General features: G+C 72.3%; 15 protein-coding genes and 1 tRNA gene. 4 read left to right on the top strand and 12 right to left on the bottom strand.

What is annotated here, in order from left to right:
- Positions 1-20 precede the first annotated feature (20 nt).
- The 8 genes from rpoB to GD632_RS00580 all read right to left on the bottom strand — a co-directional run bounded on the left by rpoB (position 21) and on the right by GD632_RS00580 (position 7,733).
- A complete protein-coding gene (gene rpoB / locus GD632_RS00615) occupies positions 21-3,536 on the bottom strand; it encodes a DNA-directed RNA polymerase subunit beta (protein ID WP_152187598.1) in 3,516 nt (1,171 codons plus the stop codon).
- A gap of 325 nt (positions 3,537-3,861) precedes the next feature.
- Entirely contained in the window at positions 3,862-4,251 is a 390-nt protein-coding gene (gene rplL / locus GD632_RS00610) for a 50S ribosomal protein L7/L12 (protein WP_152187596.1), read from the bottom strand.
- A 75-nt stretch (positions 4,252-4,326) separates the two neighbouring features.
- Positions 4,327-4,851, bottom strand: coding sequence for a 50S ribosomal protein L10 (gene rplJ / locus GD632_RS00605; protein WP_152187594.1), 525 nt, complete (start codon positions 4,849-4,851; stop codon positions 4,327-4,329).
- Positions 4,852-5,149: 298 nt separating this feature from the next.
- The gene (gene rplA, locus GD632_RS00600; RefSeq protein ID WP_152187592.1) at positions 5,150-5,866 is read right to left on the bottom strand and encodes a 50S ribosomal protein L1; all 717 of its coding nucleotides are present in this window, start codon (positions 5,864-5,866) and stop codon (positions 5,150-5,152) included.
- A gap of 106 nt (positions 5,867-5,972) precedes the next feature.
- On the bottom strand, positions 5,973-6,404 hold the full coding sequence (gene rplK, locus GD632_RS00595) for a 50S ribosomal protein L11 (protein ID WP_152187590.1): 432 nt from the start codon (positions 6,402-6,404) through the stop codon (positions 5,973-5,975).
- Positions 6,405-6,494: 90 nt separating this feature from the next.
- Positions 6,495-7,280, bottom strand: coding sequence for a transcription termination/antitermination protein NusG (nusG, locus tag GD632_RS00590; RefSeq protein WP_152187588.1), 786 nt, complete (start codon positions 7,278-7,280; stop codon positions 6,495-6,497).
- A 48-nt stretch (positions 7,281-7,328) separates the two neighbouring features.
- On the bottom strand, positions 7,329-7,598 hold the full coding sequence (secE, locus tag GD632_RS00585) for a preprotein translocase subunit SecE (protein ID WP_152187586.1): 270 nt from the start codon (positions 7,596-7,598) through the stop codon (positions 7,329-7,331).
- 62 nt (positions 7,599-7,660) lie between these two features.
- A tRNA-Trp gene (locus GD632_RS00580) sits at positions 7,661-7,733 on the bottom strand.
- Positions 7,734-7,925: 192 nt separating this feature from the next.
- On the opposite strand from GD632_RS00580, the gene GD632_RS00575 reads away from it, so the two are divergent.
- The 3 genes from GD632_RS00575 (at position 7,926) to GD632_RS00565 (ending at position 11,415) form a co-directional block, all read left to right on the top strand.
- Entirely contained in the window at positions 7,926-9,152 is a 1,227-nt protein-coding gene (locus GD632_RS00575; protein ID WP_152187584.1) for a pyridoxal phosphate-dependent aminotransferase, read from the top strand.
- A gap of 85 nt (positions 9,153-9,237) precedes the next feature.
- Positions 9,238-10,740, top strand: a complete 1,503-nt coding sequence (locus GD632_RS00570; protein WP_226924378.1) for a sensor histidine kinase — start codon at positions 9,238-9,240, stop codon at positions 10,738-10,740.
- Complete coding sequence (locus tag GD632_RS00565; RefSeq protein WP_152187580.1) at positions 10,741-11,415, top strand: response regulator transcription factor; 675 nt, start codon at positions 10,741-10,743, stop codon at positions 11,413-11,415.
- Positions 11,416-11,510: 95 nt separating this feature from the next.
- Here GD632_RS00565 and GD632_RS00560 read toward each other — a convergent pair whose 3' ends face one another.
- The 3 genes from GD632_RS00560 to GD632_RS00550 form a co-directional block, all read right to left on the bottom strand.
- Positions 11,511-11,957 carry a hypothetical protein gene (locus tag GD632_RS00560; protein ID WP_152187577.1) on the bottom strand — a complete coding sequence of 149 codons (447 nt, stop codon included), beginning with the start codon at positions 11,955-11,957 and terminating at the stop codon, positions 11,511-11,513.
- Between the two features lie 98 nt (positions 11,958-12,055).
- A complete protein-coding gene (locus tag GD632_RS00555; protein WP_152187575.1) occupies positions 12,056-12,499 on the bottom strand; it encodes a hypothetical protein in 444 nt (147 codons plus the stop codon).
- A gap of 93 nt (positions 12,500-12,592) precedes the next feature.
- On the bottom strand, positions 12,593-13,807 hold the full coding sequence (locus tag GD632_RS00550; RefSeq protein WP_152187573.1) for an aminoglycoside phosphotransferase family protein: 1,215 nt from the start codon (positions 13,805-13,807) through the stop codon (positions 12,593-12,595).
- 74 nt (positions 13,808-13,881) lie between these two features.
- Between GD632_RS00550 and GD632_RS00545 the strand changes: the two genes are divergently transcribed.
- On the top strand, positions 13,882-14,898 hold the full coding sequence (locus tag GD632_RS00545; RefSeq protein ID WP_152187571.1) for an adenosine deaminase: 1,017 nt from the start codon (positions 13,882-13,884) through the stop codon (positions 14,896-14,898).
- Here GD632_RS00545 and GD632_RS00540 read toward each other — a convergent pair.
- Positions 14,895-16,037 carry a UDP-N-acetylmuramate dehydrogenase gene (locus GD632_RS00540; RefSeq protein WP_226924377.1) on the bottom strand — a complete coding sequence of 381 codons (1,143 nt, stop codon included), beginning with the start codon at positions 16,035-16,037 and terminating at the stop codon, positions 14,895-14,897. The two genes, GD632_RS00545 and GD632_RS00540, sit on opposite strands and share 4 nt — an antisense overlap.
- Positions 16,038-16,042 lie beyond the last annotated feature (5 nt).

The raw sequence follows: 16,042 nt of genomic DNA, 5'->3' as shown, positions 1-16,042 counted from the left end.
GTCACGGCAGCCGCGGCCTCCTAGATGTCGTCGACGCTGCTGGCGTCGGGACGACGCGACAGGTCGATCCCGAGCTCGTCGGCAGCCCGGTAGACCTCCTCGTCGGCGTCACGCAGCTCGATGGCGTTGCCCTCCGCGTCCAGGGCCTCGACGTTCAGGCACAGGGACTGCATCTCCTTCATGAGCACCTTGAAGGACTCGGGGATGCCGGGCTCGGGGATGTTCTCGCCCTTGACGATGGCCTCGTACACCTTGACGCGTCCGGGGATGTCGTCGGACTTGATCGTCAGGAGCTCCTGCAGCGCGTAGGCGGCGCCGTAGGCCTCCAGGGCCCACACCTCCATCTCACCGAAGCGCTGGCCACCGAACTGTGCCTTACCGCCCAGCGGCTGCTGGGTGATCATCGAGTACGGGCCGGTGGAGCGGGCGTGGATCTTGTCGTCCACGAGGTGGTGGAGCTTGAGGATGTACATGTAGCCGACCGCGACGGGCTCGGGGAAGGGCTCCCCGGAGCGGCCGTCGAACAGGCGCGCCTTGCCGTCGGTGCCGACCACGCGCTGGCCGTCACGGTTGGGCGTCGTGTGGCCGAGCAGACCGGTGAGCTCGTGCTCGTGGATGCCGTCGAACACCGGCGTCGCGACCGGGGTCCCGGCCTCTCCGCGCAGCGAGCCCTCGGGCAGGTTCTCGGTCCACGTGCCCTCGCCCTGCGGCGCGTCGGTGGCGTCCCAGCCCTGCTTGGCGACCCACCCGAGGTGGGTCTCGAGCACCTGGCCGACGTTCATGCGGCCGGGCACACCGAGCGGGTTGAGGATGATGTCGACCGGCGTGCCGTCCTCGAGGAAGGGCATGTCCTCGACGGGGAGGATCTTGGAGATGACACCCTTGTTGCCGTGGCGCCCGGCGAGCTTGTCGCCGTCGGTGATCTTGCGGCGCTGGGCGATGTAGACGCGCACCATCTGGTTGACGCCGGCGGGCAGCTCGTCGTCCTCGTCCGCGTTGAACTCCTGGATCCCGATGACGGTCCCGGACTCACCGTGGGGCACCTTGAGGGACGTGTCGCGCACCTCGCGGGCCTTCTCACCGAAGATCGCGCGCAGCAGGCGCTCCTCGCTGGTCAGCTCGGTCTCGCCCTTCGGGGTGACCTTGCCGACGAGGATGTCACCGGCGCTGACCTCGGCGCCGATGCGGATGATGCCGCGCTCGTCGAGGTCGGCCAGCACGTCCTCGGAGACGTTCGGGATGTCCCGGGTGATCTCCTCGGCACCGAGCTTGGTGTCGCGGGCGTCGACCTCGTGCTCCTCGATGTGGATCGAGGACAGGACGTCCTCGGCCACGAGACGCTGGGAGAGGATGATCGCGTCCTCGTAGTTGTGGCCCTCCCACGACATGAACGCGACGAGGAGGTTGCGGCCCAGGGCCAGCTCGCCGTCGTCGGTCGCCGGGCCGTCGGCCAGCGCGGAGCCGACCTCGACGCGGTCGCCCTCGTCGACCAGCACGCGCTGGTTGTAGGACGTGCCCTGGTTGGAGCGACGGAACTTCGCGACGCGGTAGACCTGGTTCGTGCCGTCGTCGGCGGCCACGTGGATCGCGTCCGCGGAGACCTCGGTGACGACACCGGGCTTGCTCGCCGTGATGACGTCCCCGGCGTCCACTGCCGCACGACGCTCCATGCCGGTGCCGACGAGCGGCGCCTCGCTGCGGACCAGCGGGACCGCCTGACGCTGCATGTTGGCGCCCATGAGCGCGCGGTTCGCGTCGTCGTGCTCGAGGAACGGGATCATCGCGGTGGCGACGGACACCATCTGGCGGGCGGAGACGTCCATGTAGTCGATCTCGTCCGCGGGGACGGTGGCCATTTCGCCGCTGCCGCCGCTCGCCCGGACGAGGACCTGCTCCTCACGGAAGCGGCCGTCGTCGTCGAGCTTGGCGTTGGCCTGCGCGATGACGTAGCGGTCCTCGTCGTCGGCCGTGAGGTAGTCGACGTCGTCGGTGACCCGGCCGTCGACGACGCGACGGTAGGGGGTCTCGACGAACCCGAAGGGGTTGATGCGCGCGAAGGTCGCGAGCGAGCCGATGAGGCCGATGTTCGGGCCCTCAGGGGTCTCGATCGGGCACATGCGGCCGTAGTGCGAGGGGTGGACGTCACGGACCTCCATCGCCGCGCGGTCACGGGACAGACCACCGGGGCCGAGGGCGTTGAGACGACGCTTGTGCGTCAGCCCGGCCAGCGGGTTGTTCTGGTCCATGAACTGCGAGAGCTGCGACGTGCCGAAGAACTCCTTGATGGAGGCGACGACCGGCCGGATGTTGATGAGGGTCTGCGGCGTGATCGCCTCGACGTCCTGCGTGGTCATGCGCTCGCGCACGACGCGCTCCATCCGGGACAGACCCGTGCGGATCTGGTTCTGGATGAGCTCACCCACGGAGCGGATGCGGCGGTTGCCGAAGTGGTCGATGTCGTCGGTCTCGACGCGCACCGTGACCTGCTCGCCGTCGCGCTCGACGGTGTACTCCGTCTCGCCCTTGTGCAGGGCGAGGAGGTAGCGGACCGCGGCCTTGACGTCCTCGACGCGCAGCACGGACTCGGTGAGGTCACCGCTCGTGCCGAGCTTCTTGTTCACCTTGTAGCGGCCGACCTTGGCGAGGTCGTAGCGCTTGGAGTTGAAGTAGTAGTTGTCGAGGAGGTTGCGACCGGCCTCGACCGTCGGCGGCTCGCCGGGGCGGACCTTGCGGTAGATGTCGAGCAGGGCCTCGTCCTGGGTGCTGACGTTGTCCTTCTCGAGGGTCTCCAGGAGGACCGGGTAGTCGGCGAACTCCTCGCGGATCTCGCTCTCCGTCATACCCAGCGCGCGCAGGAAGACGGTGATCGACTGCTTGCGCTTGCGGTCGATGCGGATACCGACGGCGTCGCGCTTGTCGATCTCGAACTCGAGCCAGGCGCCACGCGAGGGGATGATCTTCGTCGTGAAGATGTCCTTGTCGGACGTCTTGTCGGCGCTGCGCTCGAAGTACACGCCCGGGGAGCGGACGAGCTGGGAGACGACGACACGCTCGGTGCCGTTGATGATGAACGTGCCGCGCTCGGTCATGAGCGGGAAGTCGCCCATGAAGACCGTCTGCGACTTGATCTCGCCGGTCTCGTAGTTCGTGAACTCCGCCGTGACGAACAGCGGGGCGGCGTAGGTGAAGTCCTTCTCCTTGCACTCCTCCGGCGTGTACTTCGCCGGCTCGAAGCGGTGGTCGTTGAAGGAGAGGGACATCGACTGGCCGAAGTCCTCGATCGGGGAGATCTCCGCGAAGATCTCCTCCAGTCCCGAGGTGCGGGGAACGTTCTTGTCGCCCTGCTCGATGGCAGCGGCGACGCGGTCGCGCCACGCCGGGTTGCCGAGGAGCCAGTCGAAGCTCTCGGTCTGCAGCCCGAGGAGGTCGGGCGCCTGGAGCGGCTCCTGGATCTTGGCGAACGAGACTCGGCGCGATGCGAGCCGAGTGGCGATGTCTTCAGCGGTGGGAACAGAAGAGGTGCGCGAGGCAGCCAAAGGGGGTCCTTCCCTGCGAATTGTGTGCACACTGCGCTGTCGGGACTGTCTCCTCGTCGCGTCGACCCGGCACGTGGCAGGGTTCGGGGGCGGCAGACAGGCAGGCAGAAGTCAGCGCAAAGCGACAGCATACACACGTGCGCAGGGCTGTGTCCAGCGCACCCTCGCGCTGCGGACCCTGGTCGGACCGACGCCGCCACCATACGCCATCGTCTCGGGTCGGAGAAGTCATGGCGCGCCGGGAGATCCGACAGGACGTCGAAGGCCCGGCACCCCGAGGGGTGCCGGGCCGTGACGGGCCGTGAGGCCGGGTGGTGCTACGAGGTCACTTGACGGAGACGGTGGCCCCGGCGCCCTCGAGGGCCTCCTTGGCCTTGTCCGCGGTGTCCTTGTCGACGCCCTCGAGGATGGCCTTGGGGGCCGAGTCCACGAGGTCCTTGGCCTCCTTGAGGCCGAGGCTCGTGAGCGCGCGGACCTCCTTGATGACCTGGATCTTCTTGTCGCCGATCGCGTCGAGGACGACGTCGAACTCGGTCTTCTCCTCCTCGGCGGCGCCGGCGTCGCCGCCGCCGGCCGGGGCGGCCGCGGCAGCGGCGACCGGAGCAGCGGCGGTGACCTCGAAGGTCTCCTCGAACTGCTTCACGAACTCGGAGAGCTCGATGAGGGTGAGCTCCTTGAAAGCCTCGATGAGCTCGTCGGTGGTGAGCTTCGCCATGGTGGCGTCCTTCCTGGTTGTTCTGCCCTGTGCTGTCTACTGCGTGGAGCAGGGTGGGGTGGGGGTACCGAAGCCTCAGGCGGCGTCGGCGGCCTGCTTCTCGCGCAGGGCCTCGATGGTGCGCGCGGCCTGGGTGGCCGGCGCGGTGAACAGGTACGCAGCCTGGTAGAGCGCTGCCTTGAACGCGCCAGCCGCCTTGCCCAGCAGCACCTCACGGCTCTCGAGGCTCGCGAGCGTGTCGACGTCCTGCGCCGACAGCGTCCGGCCCTCGAGCACGCCGCCCTTGATGACGAGCTGGGGGTTGCTCTTGGCGAAGTCACGCAGACCCTTGGCAGCCTCGGAAGGCTCCCCGGTCACGAACGCGATCGCCGTCGGGCCGGTGAGCTGCGCCTCGAGTCCCTCGAGCCCAGCCTCCTTCGCCGCGATGGTGGTCAGCGTGTTCTTCACGACGGCGTAGCTGGCATTGGTGCCGAGCGAGCGACGCAGCTCCTTGAGCTGGCCGACGCTGAGCCCGCGGTACTCGGTGAGCACGACGGCGTTTGCCTCACGCAGCTGCTGCGTGAGCTCGGTGACTGCCGCCACCTTGTCAGGCCTCGCCATGGCCCTCCTTCTCGGTCGTGCCGCCGGAGGATGGAGTCGAGCAACAGAAAAGCCCCGCGCAGCGTGTGCACGGGGCGCGTCGCGAGACGGCGTCACATGAGCACCTGCGCTGGCTCCGCTTGCTGCGGACTTCGACCCGTCATGGCTGACGGGGGACCGGCGGTCTTGGGCAGAGGCAACAGTACCCCGGGACCGGGCCCCGGTCCAAGCTCGCGGGTGCCGGTGTGCCGCACCGCACACGCAGACGCAGCAGCGCCCCGGTCCTCGTGGGCCGGGGCGCTGCTGACGGACGCTCAGGTCAGGACGGGCTGTCCGACGTGAGGTTGCGCGTGAGGGTGGCGTCGAGCGGGATGCCCGGGCCCATCGTCGTGGCCATGGTGGCCTTGGAGATGTACCGGCCCTTGGCCGAGGCCGGCTTGAGCCGCAGGACCTCGTCGAGGGCGGCCGCGTAGTTCTCCACCAGCTGCTCCTCGGTGAAGGAGGCCTTGCCCACGATGAAGTGGAGGTTGGAGTTCTTGTCGACGCGGAACTCGATCCGCCCGCCCTTGATCTCCGTGACCGCCTTGGCGACGTCCATGGTCACCGTGCCGGTCTTCGGGTTGGGCATGAGGCCACGGGGGCCGAGCACGCGGCCGAGGCGGCCCACCTTGCCCATAAGGTCCGGCGTCGCGACGGCGGCGTCGAAGTTCGTGTAGCCCCCGGCGACCTTCTCGATGAGCTCGTCGCCGCCGACCTCGTCGGCGCCGGCGGCCTCGGCCTGCGCCGCGCGCTCGCCGACGGCGAAGACGAGGACGCGGGCCGACTTGCCGGTGCCGTGGGGCAGGCTGACGGTGCCGCGCACCATCTGGTCCGCCTTGCGGGGGTCGACGCCGAGACGGAAGACGACCTCGACGGTCTGGTCGAACGTGGTGGTCGCGCTCTCCTTGGCGAGGCGGACGGCCTCGAGGGGGGCGTAGACCTGGGAGCGGTCGATCTTCTCGGCCGCCTTGCGGTAGTTCTTGCTGCGCGTGGTCATGCTGCTTCTCCTAGTTTCAGCAGTCGTGGTCCGCGGGTCCGCGCCGGACCCTGCCACGGGGCGCCGAGGCGCCTGGAACGACGGACGCGGGGAGCGTCCTGGTGCCTCAGTCCGAGACGGTGATGCCCATGGAACGGGCGGTGCCGGCGATGATCTTCGCGGCGGCGTCGACGTCGTTGGCGTTGAGGTCGACCATCTTGCCCTCGGCGATCTCGCGGACCTGCGCCATCGTGAGGCTGCCGACCTTCGCGGTGTGCGGGGTGCCGGAGCCCTTGGCGACGCCGGCGGCCTTCTTGATGAGCTCGGCGGCCGGCGGGGTCTTGGTGATGAAGGTGAACGAGCGGTCCTCGTACACCGTGATCTCGACCGGGATGACGTTGCCGCGCTGCGACTCGGTCGCGGCGTTGTACGCCTTGCAGAACTCCATGATGTTCACGCCGTGCTGGCCCAGCGCGGGGCCGATGGGCGGCGCGGGGGTCGCGGCGCCGGCCTGGATCTGGAGCTTGATCAGGCCTGCGACCTTCTTCTTGGGAGGCATGGTGCGTCCTTATGTTCCTGGGCGCCGGTGACCGCCGACGCCGCCTTGCGGGTCCGGCGCAGCAGGAAGCGTGCGCCGGGGGCCGTCCGCTCAGATCTTGGCGACCTGCGAGAACGACAGCTCGACCGGGGTCTCCCGGCCGAAGATCGACACGAGCACCTTGAGCTTCTGCTGCTCCGGGCTGATCTCGGAGATCGTGGCCGGGAGGGTCTCGAAGGGCCCGTCGGTGACGGTGACGGACTCGCCGACGGAGAACTCGACCTCGATCGGGGTGCTCGGGGCACTCCCGCCGGCGGCGGCCTTGGCCGTCTCCTTGGGGGCGAGGGTCGGGGCGAGCATCGAGAAGACCTCGTCCTCGGTCAGCGGCACGGGCTGGTGCGTGTGGCCGACGAAGCCGGTGACACCGGGCGTGTGGCGCACCGCGCCCCACGACTCGTCGGTCAGGTCCATGCGCACGAGCACGTAGCCCGGGATGCGGACCCGGGTGACGAGCTTGCGCTGGGAGTTCTTGATCTCGACGACGTCCTCCATCGGGACCTCGACCTGGAAGATGTAGTCCTCCATGTTGAGGCTCTGGATGCGGTTCTCGAGGTTCGCCTTGACGCGCTTCTCGTAGCCCGCGTAGGAGTGCACGACGTACCAGTAGCCCGGCAGCAGCCGCAGCTCGCGGCGGAACTCCTCCTCGGGGGAGACGTCCTCGGCGTCCTCGGACGTGTCCTCGACGACGGCCGGGTCCTCGGCCGGGGTCGAGTCCTCGCCTGCCGCCTCGGCCTCCGTCACGGCTGCGGGGCTCTCGGCCTCCGCACCCGGCAGGTCGCTCGGGGTGTCGTCAGGAGCCTCGTCCGGGGCCGTGTGCTCCACGGTCTCCTCAGTCACGGGGTCACCAACTTTCTTGCGTCGTAGTTCGATGCTGCGGGGGGCGGCTCAGCCGCCGAACACCCACAGCGCCAGCCGCCCGAAGCCCAGGTCGACAAGGCCCACGTAGGCCATGATCGCCAGCACGAAGACGATGACGACGACGAAGAACGTGAACAGCTCGTTGCGGGTCGGCTTGACGACCTTCTTCAGCTCGGCGATCACCTGGCGGACGAACAGCGCGATCCGGGCGAACAGACCACGCTTCTTGGTCGTCCCGGCCCCGTCGCGGCCGGCACGCTCGGGCTTGCCCGAGGTCGTGCTCGCGGACTCACTCACAGGCGGTCTTCCTCACTGGTCTGGGTGTCGTGGCTGAGGGCGCCGTGCCGACGCCGCTGCTGCAGGGCAGGAGGGACTCGAACCCACAACCGCCGGTTTTGGAGACCGGTGCGCTACCAATTGCGCCACTGCCCTTCGCGACTTCCTCCCGCCGACGGACCGTCGCAGCGCGCGGTCCAGCCGATGGTCGAGAGCCACCAGGGATCGAGTGTACGCGTCCGGGGCCGCTTGGTCGAATACGGCTCCCCGTGACGCTCGTCGCGGGGGGCTCGTCCGCGGGACGGGCGGCCCTGGGACGGCATCCTCGAGCCGTGCCACCATAGCCGGGTGAGCGAGCACACGAGCACCCCGAGCACCCCGTCCCCCACGCGCGTCTCCGCCCGGCTGGCGGCGATCGCCGAGAGCGCCACGCTGGCGGTCGACGCGAAGGCGAAGGCGCTCAAGGCCGCCGGCCGGCCGGTCATCGGCTTCGGCGCCGGCGAGCCGGACTTCCCCACGCCGCAGTACATCGTCGACGCGGCCGTCGCCGCGGCGCAGGACCCGGTCAACCACCGCTACTCCCCTGCCAAGGGCCTGCCCGTCCTGCGCGAGGCCATCGCGGCCAAGACGCTGCGGGACTCCGGGTACGAGGTCTCCCCGGACCAGGTCCTCGTGACGAACGGCGGCAAGCAGGCGGTCTACCAGGCCTTCGCCGCGATCATCGACCCGGGCGACGAGGTCATCCTCCCCGCCCCGTACTGGACCACCTACCCGGAGGCCATCGCGCTGGCCGGGGGCCGCACCGTCGAGGTCTTCGCCGGCTCCGACCAGGACTACCTCGTCACGGTCGAGCAGCTCGAGGCGGCCCGCACCTCCCGCACCAAGGCGCTGCTCTTCTGCTCCCCCTCCAACCCCACCGGCGCCGTCTACTCCCCCGAGCAGACCGCCGCGATCGGCCGCTGGGCGCACGAGCACGGCGTGTGGGTCATCACCGACGAGATCTACGAGCACCTCGTGTACGACGACGCCGTGTTCACCCCCGTCCTGCGGGCCGTGCCCGAGCTGGCCGACACGACGATCGTCCTCAACGGCGTCGCCAAGACCTACGCGATGACCGGCTGGCGGGTGGGCTGGATGGCCGGCCCGAGCGACGTCATCAAGGCGGCGACGAACCTCCAGTCCCACCTCACCTCCAACGTCGCGAACGTCTCCCAGCGCGCCGCCCTCGCGGCGGTGTCCGGCGACCTCAGCGCCGTCGAGACGATGCGGGCCGCCTTCGACGAGCGGCGCCGCACGATGGTGGGCATGCTGCGGGAGATCGACGGCGTCGAGGTCCCCACCCCGCGCGGGGCCTTCTACGCCTACCCGAACGTCGAGGGCGTCCTCAGGCGGACCATCCGCGGCCGCACGCCGCAGACCTCCGCGGAGCTGGCGGCGCTCATCCTCGAGGAGGCCGAGGTCGCCGTCGTCCCCGGTGAGGCCTTCGGCCCCAGCGGCTACCTCCGCCTGAGCTACGCGCTCGGGACCGACGACCTGGTCGAGGGCATCCGCCGCATCCAGGAGCTCCTCGGCTGAGCCGAGCACGCGACGAGAAGGGCCCGGGCGAGATGTCCGGGCCCTTTCTCATCCCTGTCTCATGCCCCGCCCCGATACTGGGCCCGTGAGCACCCGCCGTCGTCCCCTCACGGTCCGCGCCCGCATCCTCGCGACCGTGCTGGTGCTGAGCGCGCTCGCGCTCGTCGCGGCCGGAGGGACGGCGTGGGGTCTGCAGCGCATCCGCGTGGACCGGAACATCGACGAGGCCCTGGGCCGGACGATCACCGAGCTGCGCACCCTGGCGGCGACGGGCGTCGACCCGGACACCGGCACCGCCTTCCGGGACTCCGACCGCCTGCTCTACACGATGATGAGCCGGGAGGTGCCGGCGACCCACGAGGGCATGATCGCCTTCATCCGGGACAACGTCCGCTACCAGACCCAGGACATCGGGGTCCCCCTCGCGCTGGACCCCGAGCTCGTCCACGCCCTCTCGGACGCCTGGCAGCTCGACCGCGTCGTCATCGACACGCTGCGGACCTCGCAGCGGGAGTACCGCTACGCCGCCGTGCCGGTCCAGGTCGGGGACTCGACACCGGGCGCGATGATCCTCGCCTTCGACCGTGACGCGGAGCAGGCGGAGGTCGGTGCGACCTTCCGGACCTACGGCATCGTCGCCGCCGGCTCGCTCCTCGTGCTCGCCGTCGTCGGGTGGGTCCTCTCCGGGCGCCTGCTGCGGCCGCTGCGGACGCTGCGGGAGACGGCGGAGCAGATCAGCGTCACCGACCTGTCCCGCCGCATCCCGGTCGACGGCACCGACGACCTGTCCGAGGTCGCCCGAACCTTCAACGACATGCTCGGACGGCTGGAGACGGCCTTCCGCTCCCAGCGCCGGCTCCTCGACGACGCCGGGCACGAGCTGCGCACGCCGATCACCATCGTCCGGGGCCACCTCGAGCTCATGGACCCGTCCGACGAGCAGGACGCGACCGAGACGCGGGCGCTCGCGCTGCGCGAGCTGGACCGCATGCACCGGCTGGCCGACGACCTCGTCCTGCTCGCCCGGTCCGAGGCCCCGGACTTCGTGCGGACCGAGCCGACGGACGTCGGCACGCTCCTCGACAACGTCCTCGACCAGGCCCGCCAGCTGGGCGACCGGCGGTGGCGGGTGACGAACCGCGCCGAGGCGGTCGTCGACGTCGACCCCGAGCGCGTGACGCAGGCGCTCCTCCAGCTCGCCGCCAACGCGGTGAAGTTCTCCGACGACGGCAGCACCGTCCGTCTCGGCTCCCGCCTCGAGGGCGACGAGCTGGCCCTGTGGGTCGAGGACGAGGGCATCGGCATCCCGCCCGAGCAGCAGGACCGGATCTTCGAGCGCTTCGCCCAGGTGACCGGCCCGCGGGGGCGCCCGGCGGCGGGGTCCGGTCTGGGGCTGTCGATCGTCGCGGCGATCGCGGCCGCCCACCACGGGCGGGTCGCGGTGACCTCCGCCCCTGGCCGGGGGGCGCGCTTCACGCTGCTCCTGCCCGCGCCCGGTGTCGAGCCGGTCCCCATCCCCGACGACGAGATCGTCGTCGACCCCGACGAGGTGGCCGCCGGGGGCGGCGGCCAGGACGGAGCCAGGTAGATGTCCCAGATCCTGATCGCCGAGGACGAGCCCGGCATCTCCTCCTTCATCACCAAGGGCCTGCGAGCCGCCGGGTACGCCTCGACGGCCGTGACGACGGGGCAGGAGGCGCTCGTCCTCGCGCTCGCCGGGGACGTCCAGCTGCTCGTCCTCGACATCGGACTGCCGGACATGGACGGCTTCGCCGTGCTGCGCCGGCTGCGCGAGGCCGGCTCGGCCCTGCCCGTCATCATCCTCACGGCCCGGACCTCGGTGGACGACACCGTCGCCGGCCTCGAGGGCGGGGCCGACGACTACATGCCCAAGCCATTCCGCTTCGAGGAGCTGCTCGCACGGATCCGGCTGCGCCTGCGCGCGCCGGACCAGGGCACCCAGGCGACGAGCGTCCTCTCCGTCGGTGACCTCTCCCTGGACCTGCGCACCCGGCACGCGACGGTCGCCGGGCGGGAGGTCGAGCTGTCCGCCCGGGAGTTCTCGTTGGCCGAGACCTTCCTGTCCCACCCGGGTCAGGTGCTCAGCCGCGAGCAGCTGCTCGACCGCGTGTGGGGCTACGACTTCGACCCGGGCTCCAACGTCGTGGACGTCTACGTCCGCTACCTGCGCAAGAAGGTCGGTGCCGAGCGGATCGTCACCGTGCGCGGCATGGGCTACCGCCTCGTCGACACCACCCGCTGAGCGCCGCCCCCGTCGGTGCACGCGGGCGAGAGGCGCCGGGCGACGTGAGAGCCGACCCCCTCGTGGGGGCCGGCTCTCGTGCGCGGGTCGGGCGGTCAGTCTGCGGAGTCGGCCGACGCCGGGCTGGCCGGGCTCGGCGGGCTGGCCGGGCTCGGCGGGCTGGCCGGGCTGGCCGGGCTCGGGGGCGTGGCCGGGCTCGGCGGGCTGGCCGGGCTCGGCGGCGTGGCCGGGCTCGGGGCACTGGCCGGGCTCGGGGGCGTGGCCGGGCTCGGCGGGGTCGTCGGCGTCTGGGCGGTCTGCGCACTGACCGCGGTGTGGGCCGTGACCGCCGAGCCGGCGGAGGGCGAGGCGGGGTCCGTCGCGCGGGCGTCCGCCTCCGGCCGGGTGGTGGTCCCGACCGTCGGTGCGTCGGTCGCCGCGACGTCGATGCGCGCGCCCGCGGTGGTGGCGGAGTCGTCCGCGGTGGCACTGACGACGCTACCGCCGATGACGGCGACGGCACCGAGTGCTCCGGTGGCGATCCAGCTCCTGCGTGTCCTCATCCTTCATCTCCTGTCGTCGGCCGCCGTGGCGGGGCTGTGTCTCCTACCCAACCGGGCACGGGTGAGACCAGGAGGAGGTGGTGATGAGGGGGCTCTCATCAGTCACCGGAGTCGGCCGACGGCGCGCTCTGCGGCGACTGGGGCGTCACCGGGGAGGGCGCGGTCACCGGGCTCGGGGCACTGACGTCGGTGGGCGCGCTCACCCGGGCGGGCGCCTGCGTGCGCTGCGGCGCCTGGGCGCGCTCGGGTGCCTGGGTCCGCGCAGGCTCGCCGGCGGGCGCGGCGTCCTTCCGGGGGGCGTCCGCGGCAGTCTCCGCGGTGGGTGGCGTGGCCGCCGTCGTCGCCGTCCCGGGGTCCGGGGACGCGGGGTCGGTGGCCCGCGTGTCCGGGGTGGCCGGTGCGGATGCCTGCTCGCCGGCCACCCGCACCGCGGGCAGCGTCTGGCCGGCGGGCGGCTCGGTGATGGCCGCGGCGGCCAGCCCGGCCCCGCCGATGCCCAGCGCCCCCAGGACCCCCGTCGTGACCCAGCGTCGTGCGCTCATCGCCTGTCCCTCCTCCCCGGGTGCGCCTACCGCACCCGGGACCAGCCCAGCCCCCCTTCATGAGACGGCGAGGAAGGCCGGATGAGAGGACTCTCATCTGGCGCGGGCGAGCCAGCTCTCGGCCTCCGCCAGCCGGCCCTCGGCGTCGGTGCGCCAGCCCGCCGCCCCCGTACGGCGTGCACCGGCGACGAGCGAGAGCACCACACCCGCCGTCCGGGCCCGTAGCGCGCCGGGGTCCACGTGACGCTCGCACTGCTGCGTCCACGTCTCGAGGACCTTGGGCACGCCCGGGTAGGTCCGCGGGGCGAGGTGCGGCAGCACGCTCACGTGCGCGAGGAGGCAGGCGAGGTCGTCGACCCGGTGCCCGGGCCCCAGGGAGTCGACGTCGAGCAGCGTGCTGACCCGCCCGTCGGTCGTGAGGAGGTTCGCCTCGTAGAGGTCACCGTGCGTGGGCACCACCGGGCCGGCGTCGGTCGTCGCCAGCGCGGCGGCCACACCGTCCGCGAGGGCCTCGATGCGCGCGCGGTGCTCGGGAAGGACCACGCTCGCCGCGTGGGCGTAGTGCCCGGCCCGCTCGGCCCAGGCGGCGCGCCGCGGCAGCTCGAGGGCGGCCGCGGGCAGGCGGTCGAGGACGGCGACGACGTCGTCGAGCACGGCGCGTGCCTGCGCCGGCTCCACCCCCCGCGCGAGCGCGTGCGCCAGGGACGTGCCGCGCCCCGCGCGGATGACGAGGAGCCCGTCGCCGTCCGCGTGGATCACCTCCGGTGCGGGGACCCCGGCCGCGGTGAGCATCCGGTGGCGGGTGGCGAGCTGGTCCAGCACCCGCGGGCGCACGACCTTCGCGTAGACCTCCCCGTCCCGGAGGCCCGCCCCGCGCGCCCGCACGACGGCGCGGCGCAGGGGCCGGTAGGCGAGGAGCTCGACCGCGGGCTGCCGGTCCACCCCCAGGCGCCGGGCCAGCCCCGTCGGCGAGCACGCCGCCGCGAGCGCCGGGAGCTCGGGGTCGGCCGGGTGGCGCCACACGTGGACGACACTGCCACCGCTCTCCAGGCGCACGAGCCCCGCACCCGCCGGCGCGGTGACCCGGCCCGTCGTCGCGCACAGGTAGTCGTCCGGAGCGTCGCCACCGGTGCGGACGGTGTACCCGACGGTGACACCGGCCCCGGGCCGGTGGTGCACCGTGTGGACCCGCCACGGGCCGAGCGTGCCGCCCTCGGCAGCGAGCGCCGCGCCGAGCACCTCCGCCGCCCCCGGGCCGGTGAGCAGGGCGACGTCGTCCCGCTCGGTCTGCGACACCGCCTCGTCCATGGGGACAGTCCACCACGTCCGGGTGCCGCGCCGCCGCCCGTCGTCGTGGCCGGGTCCGTGACAGACTCAGGCCCGTGCGGGACCTGACGACGCTGCCCAAGACCCACCTGCATCTCCACTTCACCGGTTCGATGCGCCCCAGCACCCTCGCCGAGCTCGCCACCGAGGCCGGGATCCGGCTCCCTCCGGCGCTGCTCGACGGGCAGGCGCTGCGCGTGCCCGCCGGGGAGCGGGGCTGGTTCCGCTTCCAACGCCTCTACGACGCCGCCCGCGCGGTCGTGCGCAGCGAGGCCGCGATGCGGCGGATCGTGCGCGAGGCGGCCGAGGACGACGCCGCAGAAGGGTCGCGGCGCCTGGAGATCCAGGTCGACCCGACGTCCTACGCCCCCTTCGTCGGTGGGCTCACCCCGGCACTGGAGATCGTCCTGGACGAGGCGCGGGTGGCGAGCCGGACGACGGGCGTGGAGGTCGGCGTCGTCGTCGCCGCCTCCCGGACGCGCCACCCGCTCGACGCCCGTACGCTCGCGCGGCTCGCGGTCCGGCACAGCGGTGACGGCCCGGGCGAGGTCATCGGCTTCGGGCTGAGCAACGACGAGCGGCGCGGGGACACGAGCGAGTTCGCCTCCGCCTTCACCATCGCCCGCCAGGCCGGGCTCGCGAGCCTCCCCCACGGCGGCGAGCTCCTGGGCCCGGACCACGTCCGCTCCGTCCTCACCCACCTCGGCCCCACCCGCCTGGGCCACGGTGTGCGGCTCGCCGAGGACCTCGGGCTGCTCGAGAAGGTGAGCGCGGCGGGCATCGCGCTCGAGCTGGCTCCGGCCAGCAACGTCGCCCTGGGGGTCTACCCCACGGCCGCGGACGTGCCGCTGCGCACACTCCACGAGGCCGGTGCCCGCATCGCGCTGAGTGCCGACGACCCGCTCCTGTTCGTCGCCCGGCTCACCGACCAGTACCGGATCGCGCGGGAGGACCACGGCATGGACGACGCCGCGGTCGCCGGGCTGGCCCGCGGCTCGGTGCACGCGAGTCTCGCCGCGGAGTCGAGCAAGCGGCGCTGGCTGACCGAGATCGACGCCTGGCTCGCGTCCTAGAGACTGAGTCCGAGAAGGACCGGCTCGGGGACGAGCTCGACGCCGAAGCGCGCGTGCACGGCGTCGCGCACGGTGCGAGCGAGCGTGAGGACGTCGGCGGCGCTCGCCTCCCCGCGGTTGGTCAGGGCCAGGACGTGCTTGCTCGAGACCGCCGCTCGCCGGGGGTCGCCCTGGCCGCGCTCGACGCCGGAGCGGGAGATCAGCCACGCGGCGGAGGTCTTGACCAGGCCCGGGACGGTGGGCGGGGTGGCGCCGAACGCCGGGCGGGAGCGGTCCTCGACCGGGAACCGGGGGGCGTCGGGCGGCAGCAGGGCGTCGGCCTGCTCCACACGGAGCACCGGGTTGGTGAAGAACGAGCCGGCCGACCACGAGTCGGGGTCGGCGTCGTCGAGGACCATCCCCTTGCCGCGGCGCAGCCCGAGGACGGCCTGCCGGACCTCGGCGGCCGGTGCCCGGGCACCGAGCTCGACGCCGAGCACGCGTGCCAGCTCGGCGTACCGGACGGGGGCGGAGGAGGAGCCGAGCGCGAGCTGGAAGCCGACCTCCAGGACGACGTACCGGCCGGTGGGTCCCCAGGTGCGCCCGCCGCCCGCGCGGGTGTCGGTGAGGGATCGCTTGAGCACGCTCGTGCGGTAGCCCAGCCCGAGCTCGCTCACCACGAGCGTGCGCGTGCGCTGCTCGAGGCGGTCGTAGACGCGGACCGTCTCCAGGGTCTCGGCGACCTCCTGGCCGTAGGCACCGACGTTCTGGACCGGGGTGGCGCCGGTGGAGCCGGGGATGCCGGACAGGGCCTCCACGCCGCGCCAGCCCTCGGCGACAGCGGTGGCGACGACGTCGTCCCAGGGATGGCCGGCGGGCACGGTGATCGAGACCCCCGCGCACGCGTACTGCGACCCGGTCCTGATGCCGCGCCGGGCGTCGCGCACGACGACGCCGTCGAAGCCGTCGTCGGAGGCGAGGAGGTTGGAGCCGCCGCCGAGGACGAGGAGCGCGGTGCCCCGCTCGTCGGCCTCGCGCACGGCGTCGACGAGCTCGGCCTCCGTCGTCGCGTCGACGAGGCGGGCCACCGGCCCACCGACGCGGAAGGTCGTCAGCTCGCCCAGGGTGGGCGGCGCGGCCGCGGACTGCTCGGTGCTCACCGCAC

Source organism: Georgenia satyanarayanai, assembly GCF_009193135.1.
Lineage (GTDB): Bacteria > Actinomycetota > Actinomycetes > Actinomycetales > Actinomycetaceae > Oceanitalea > Oceanitalea satyanarayanai.
The sequence above is the reverse complement of the archived record's forward strand: the minus strand, read 5'-3'. Positions and strand labels throughout refer to the sequence as shown.

What these genes read in the sequence shown, in the direction of transcription:
- GD632_RS00550 (WP_152187573.1), bottom strand. Translation starts at nt 13,807, where the DNA reads ATGGACGAGGCGGTGTCGCAGACCGAGCGGGACGACGTCGCCCTGCTC.
- rplJ (WP_152187594.1), bottom strand. Translation starts at nt 4,851, where the DNA reads ATGGCGAGGCCTGACAAGGTGGCGGCAGTCACCGAGCTCACGCAGCAG.
- rplK (WP_152187590.1), bottom strand. Translation starts at nt 6,404, where the DNA reads ATGCCTCCCAAGAAGAAGGTCGCAGGCCTGATCAAGCTCCAGATCCAG.
- rplL (WP_152187596.1), bottom strand. Translation starts at nt 4,251, where the DNA reads ATGGCGAAGCTCACCACCGACGAGCTCATCGAGGCTTTCAAGGAGCTC.
- rplA (WP_152187592.1), bottom strand. Translation starts at nt 5,866, where the DNA reads ATGACCACGCGCAGCAAGAACTACCGCAAGGCGGCCGAGAAGATCGAC.
- GD632_RS00565 (WP_152187580.1), top strand. Translation starts at nt 10,741, where the DNA reads ATGTCCCAGATCCTGATCGCCGAGGACGAGCCCGGCATCTCCTCCTTC.
- GD632_RS00560 (WP_152187577.1), bottom strand. Translation starts at nt 11,957, where the DNA reads ATGAGGACACGCAGGAGCTGGATCGCCACCGGAGCACTCGGTGCCGTC.
- GD632_RS00555 (WP_152187575.1), bottom strand. Translation starts at nt 12,499, where the DNA reads ATGAGCGCACGACGCTGGGTCACGACGGGGGTCCTGGGGGCGCTGGGC.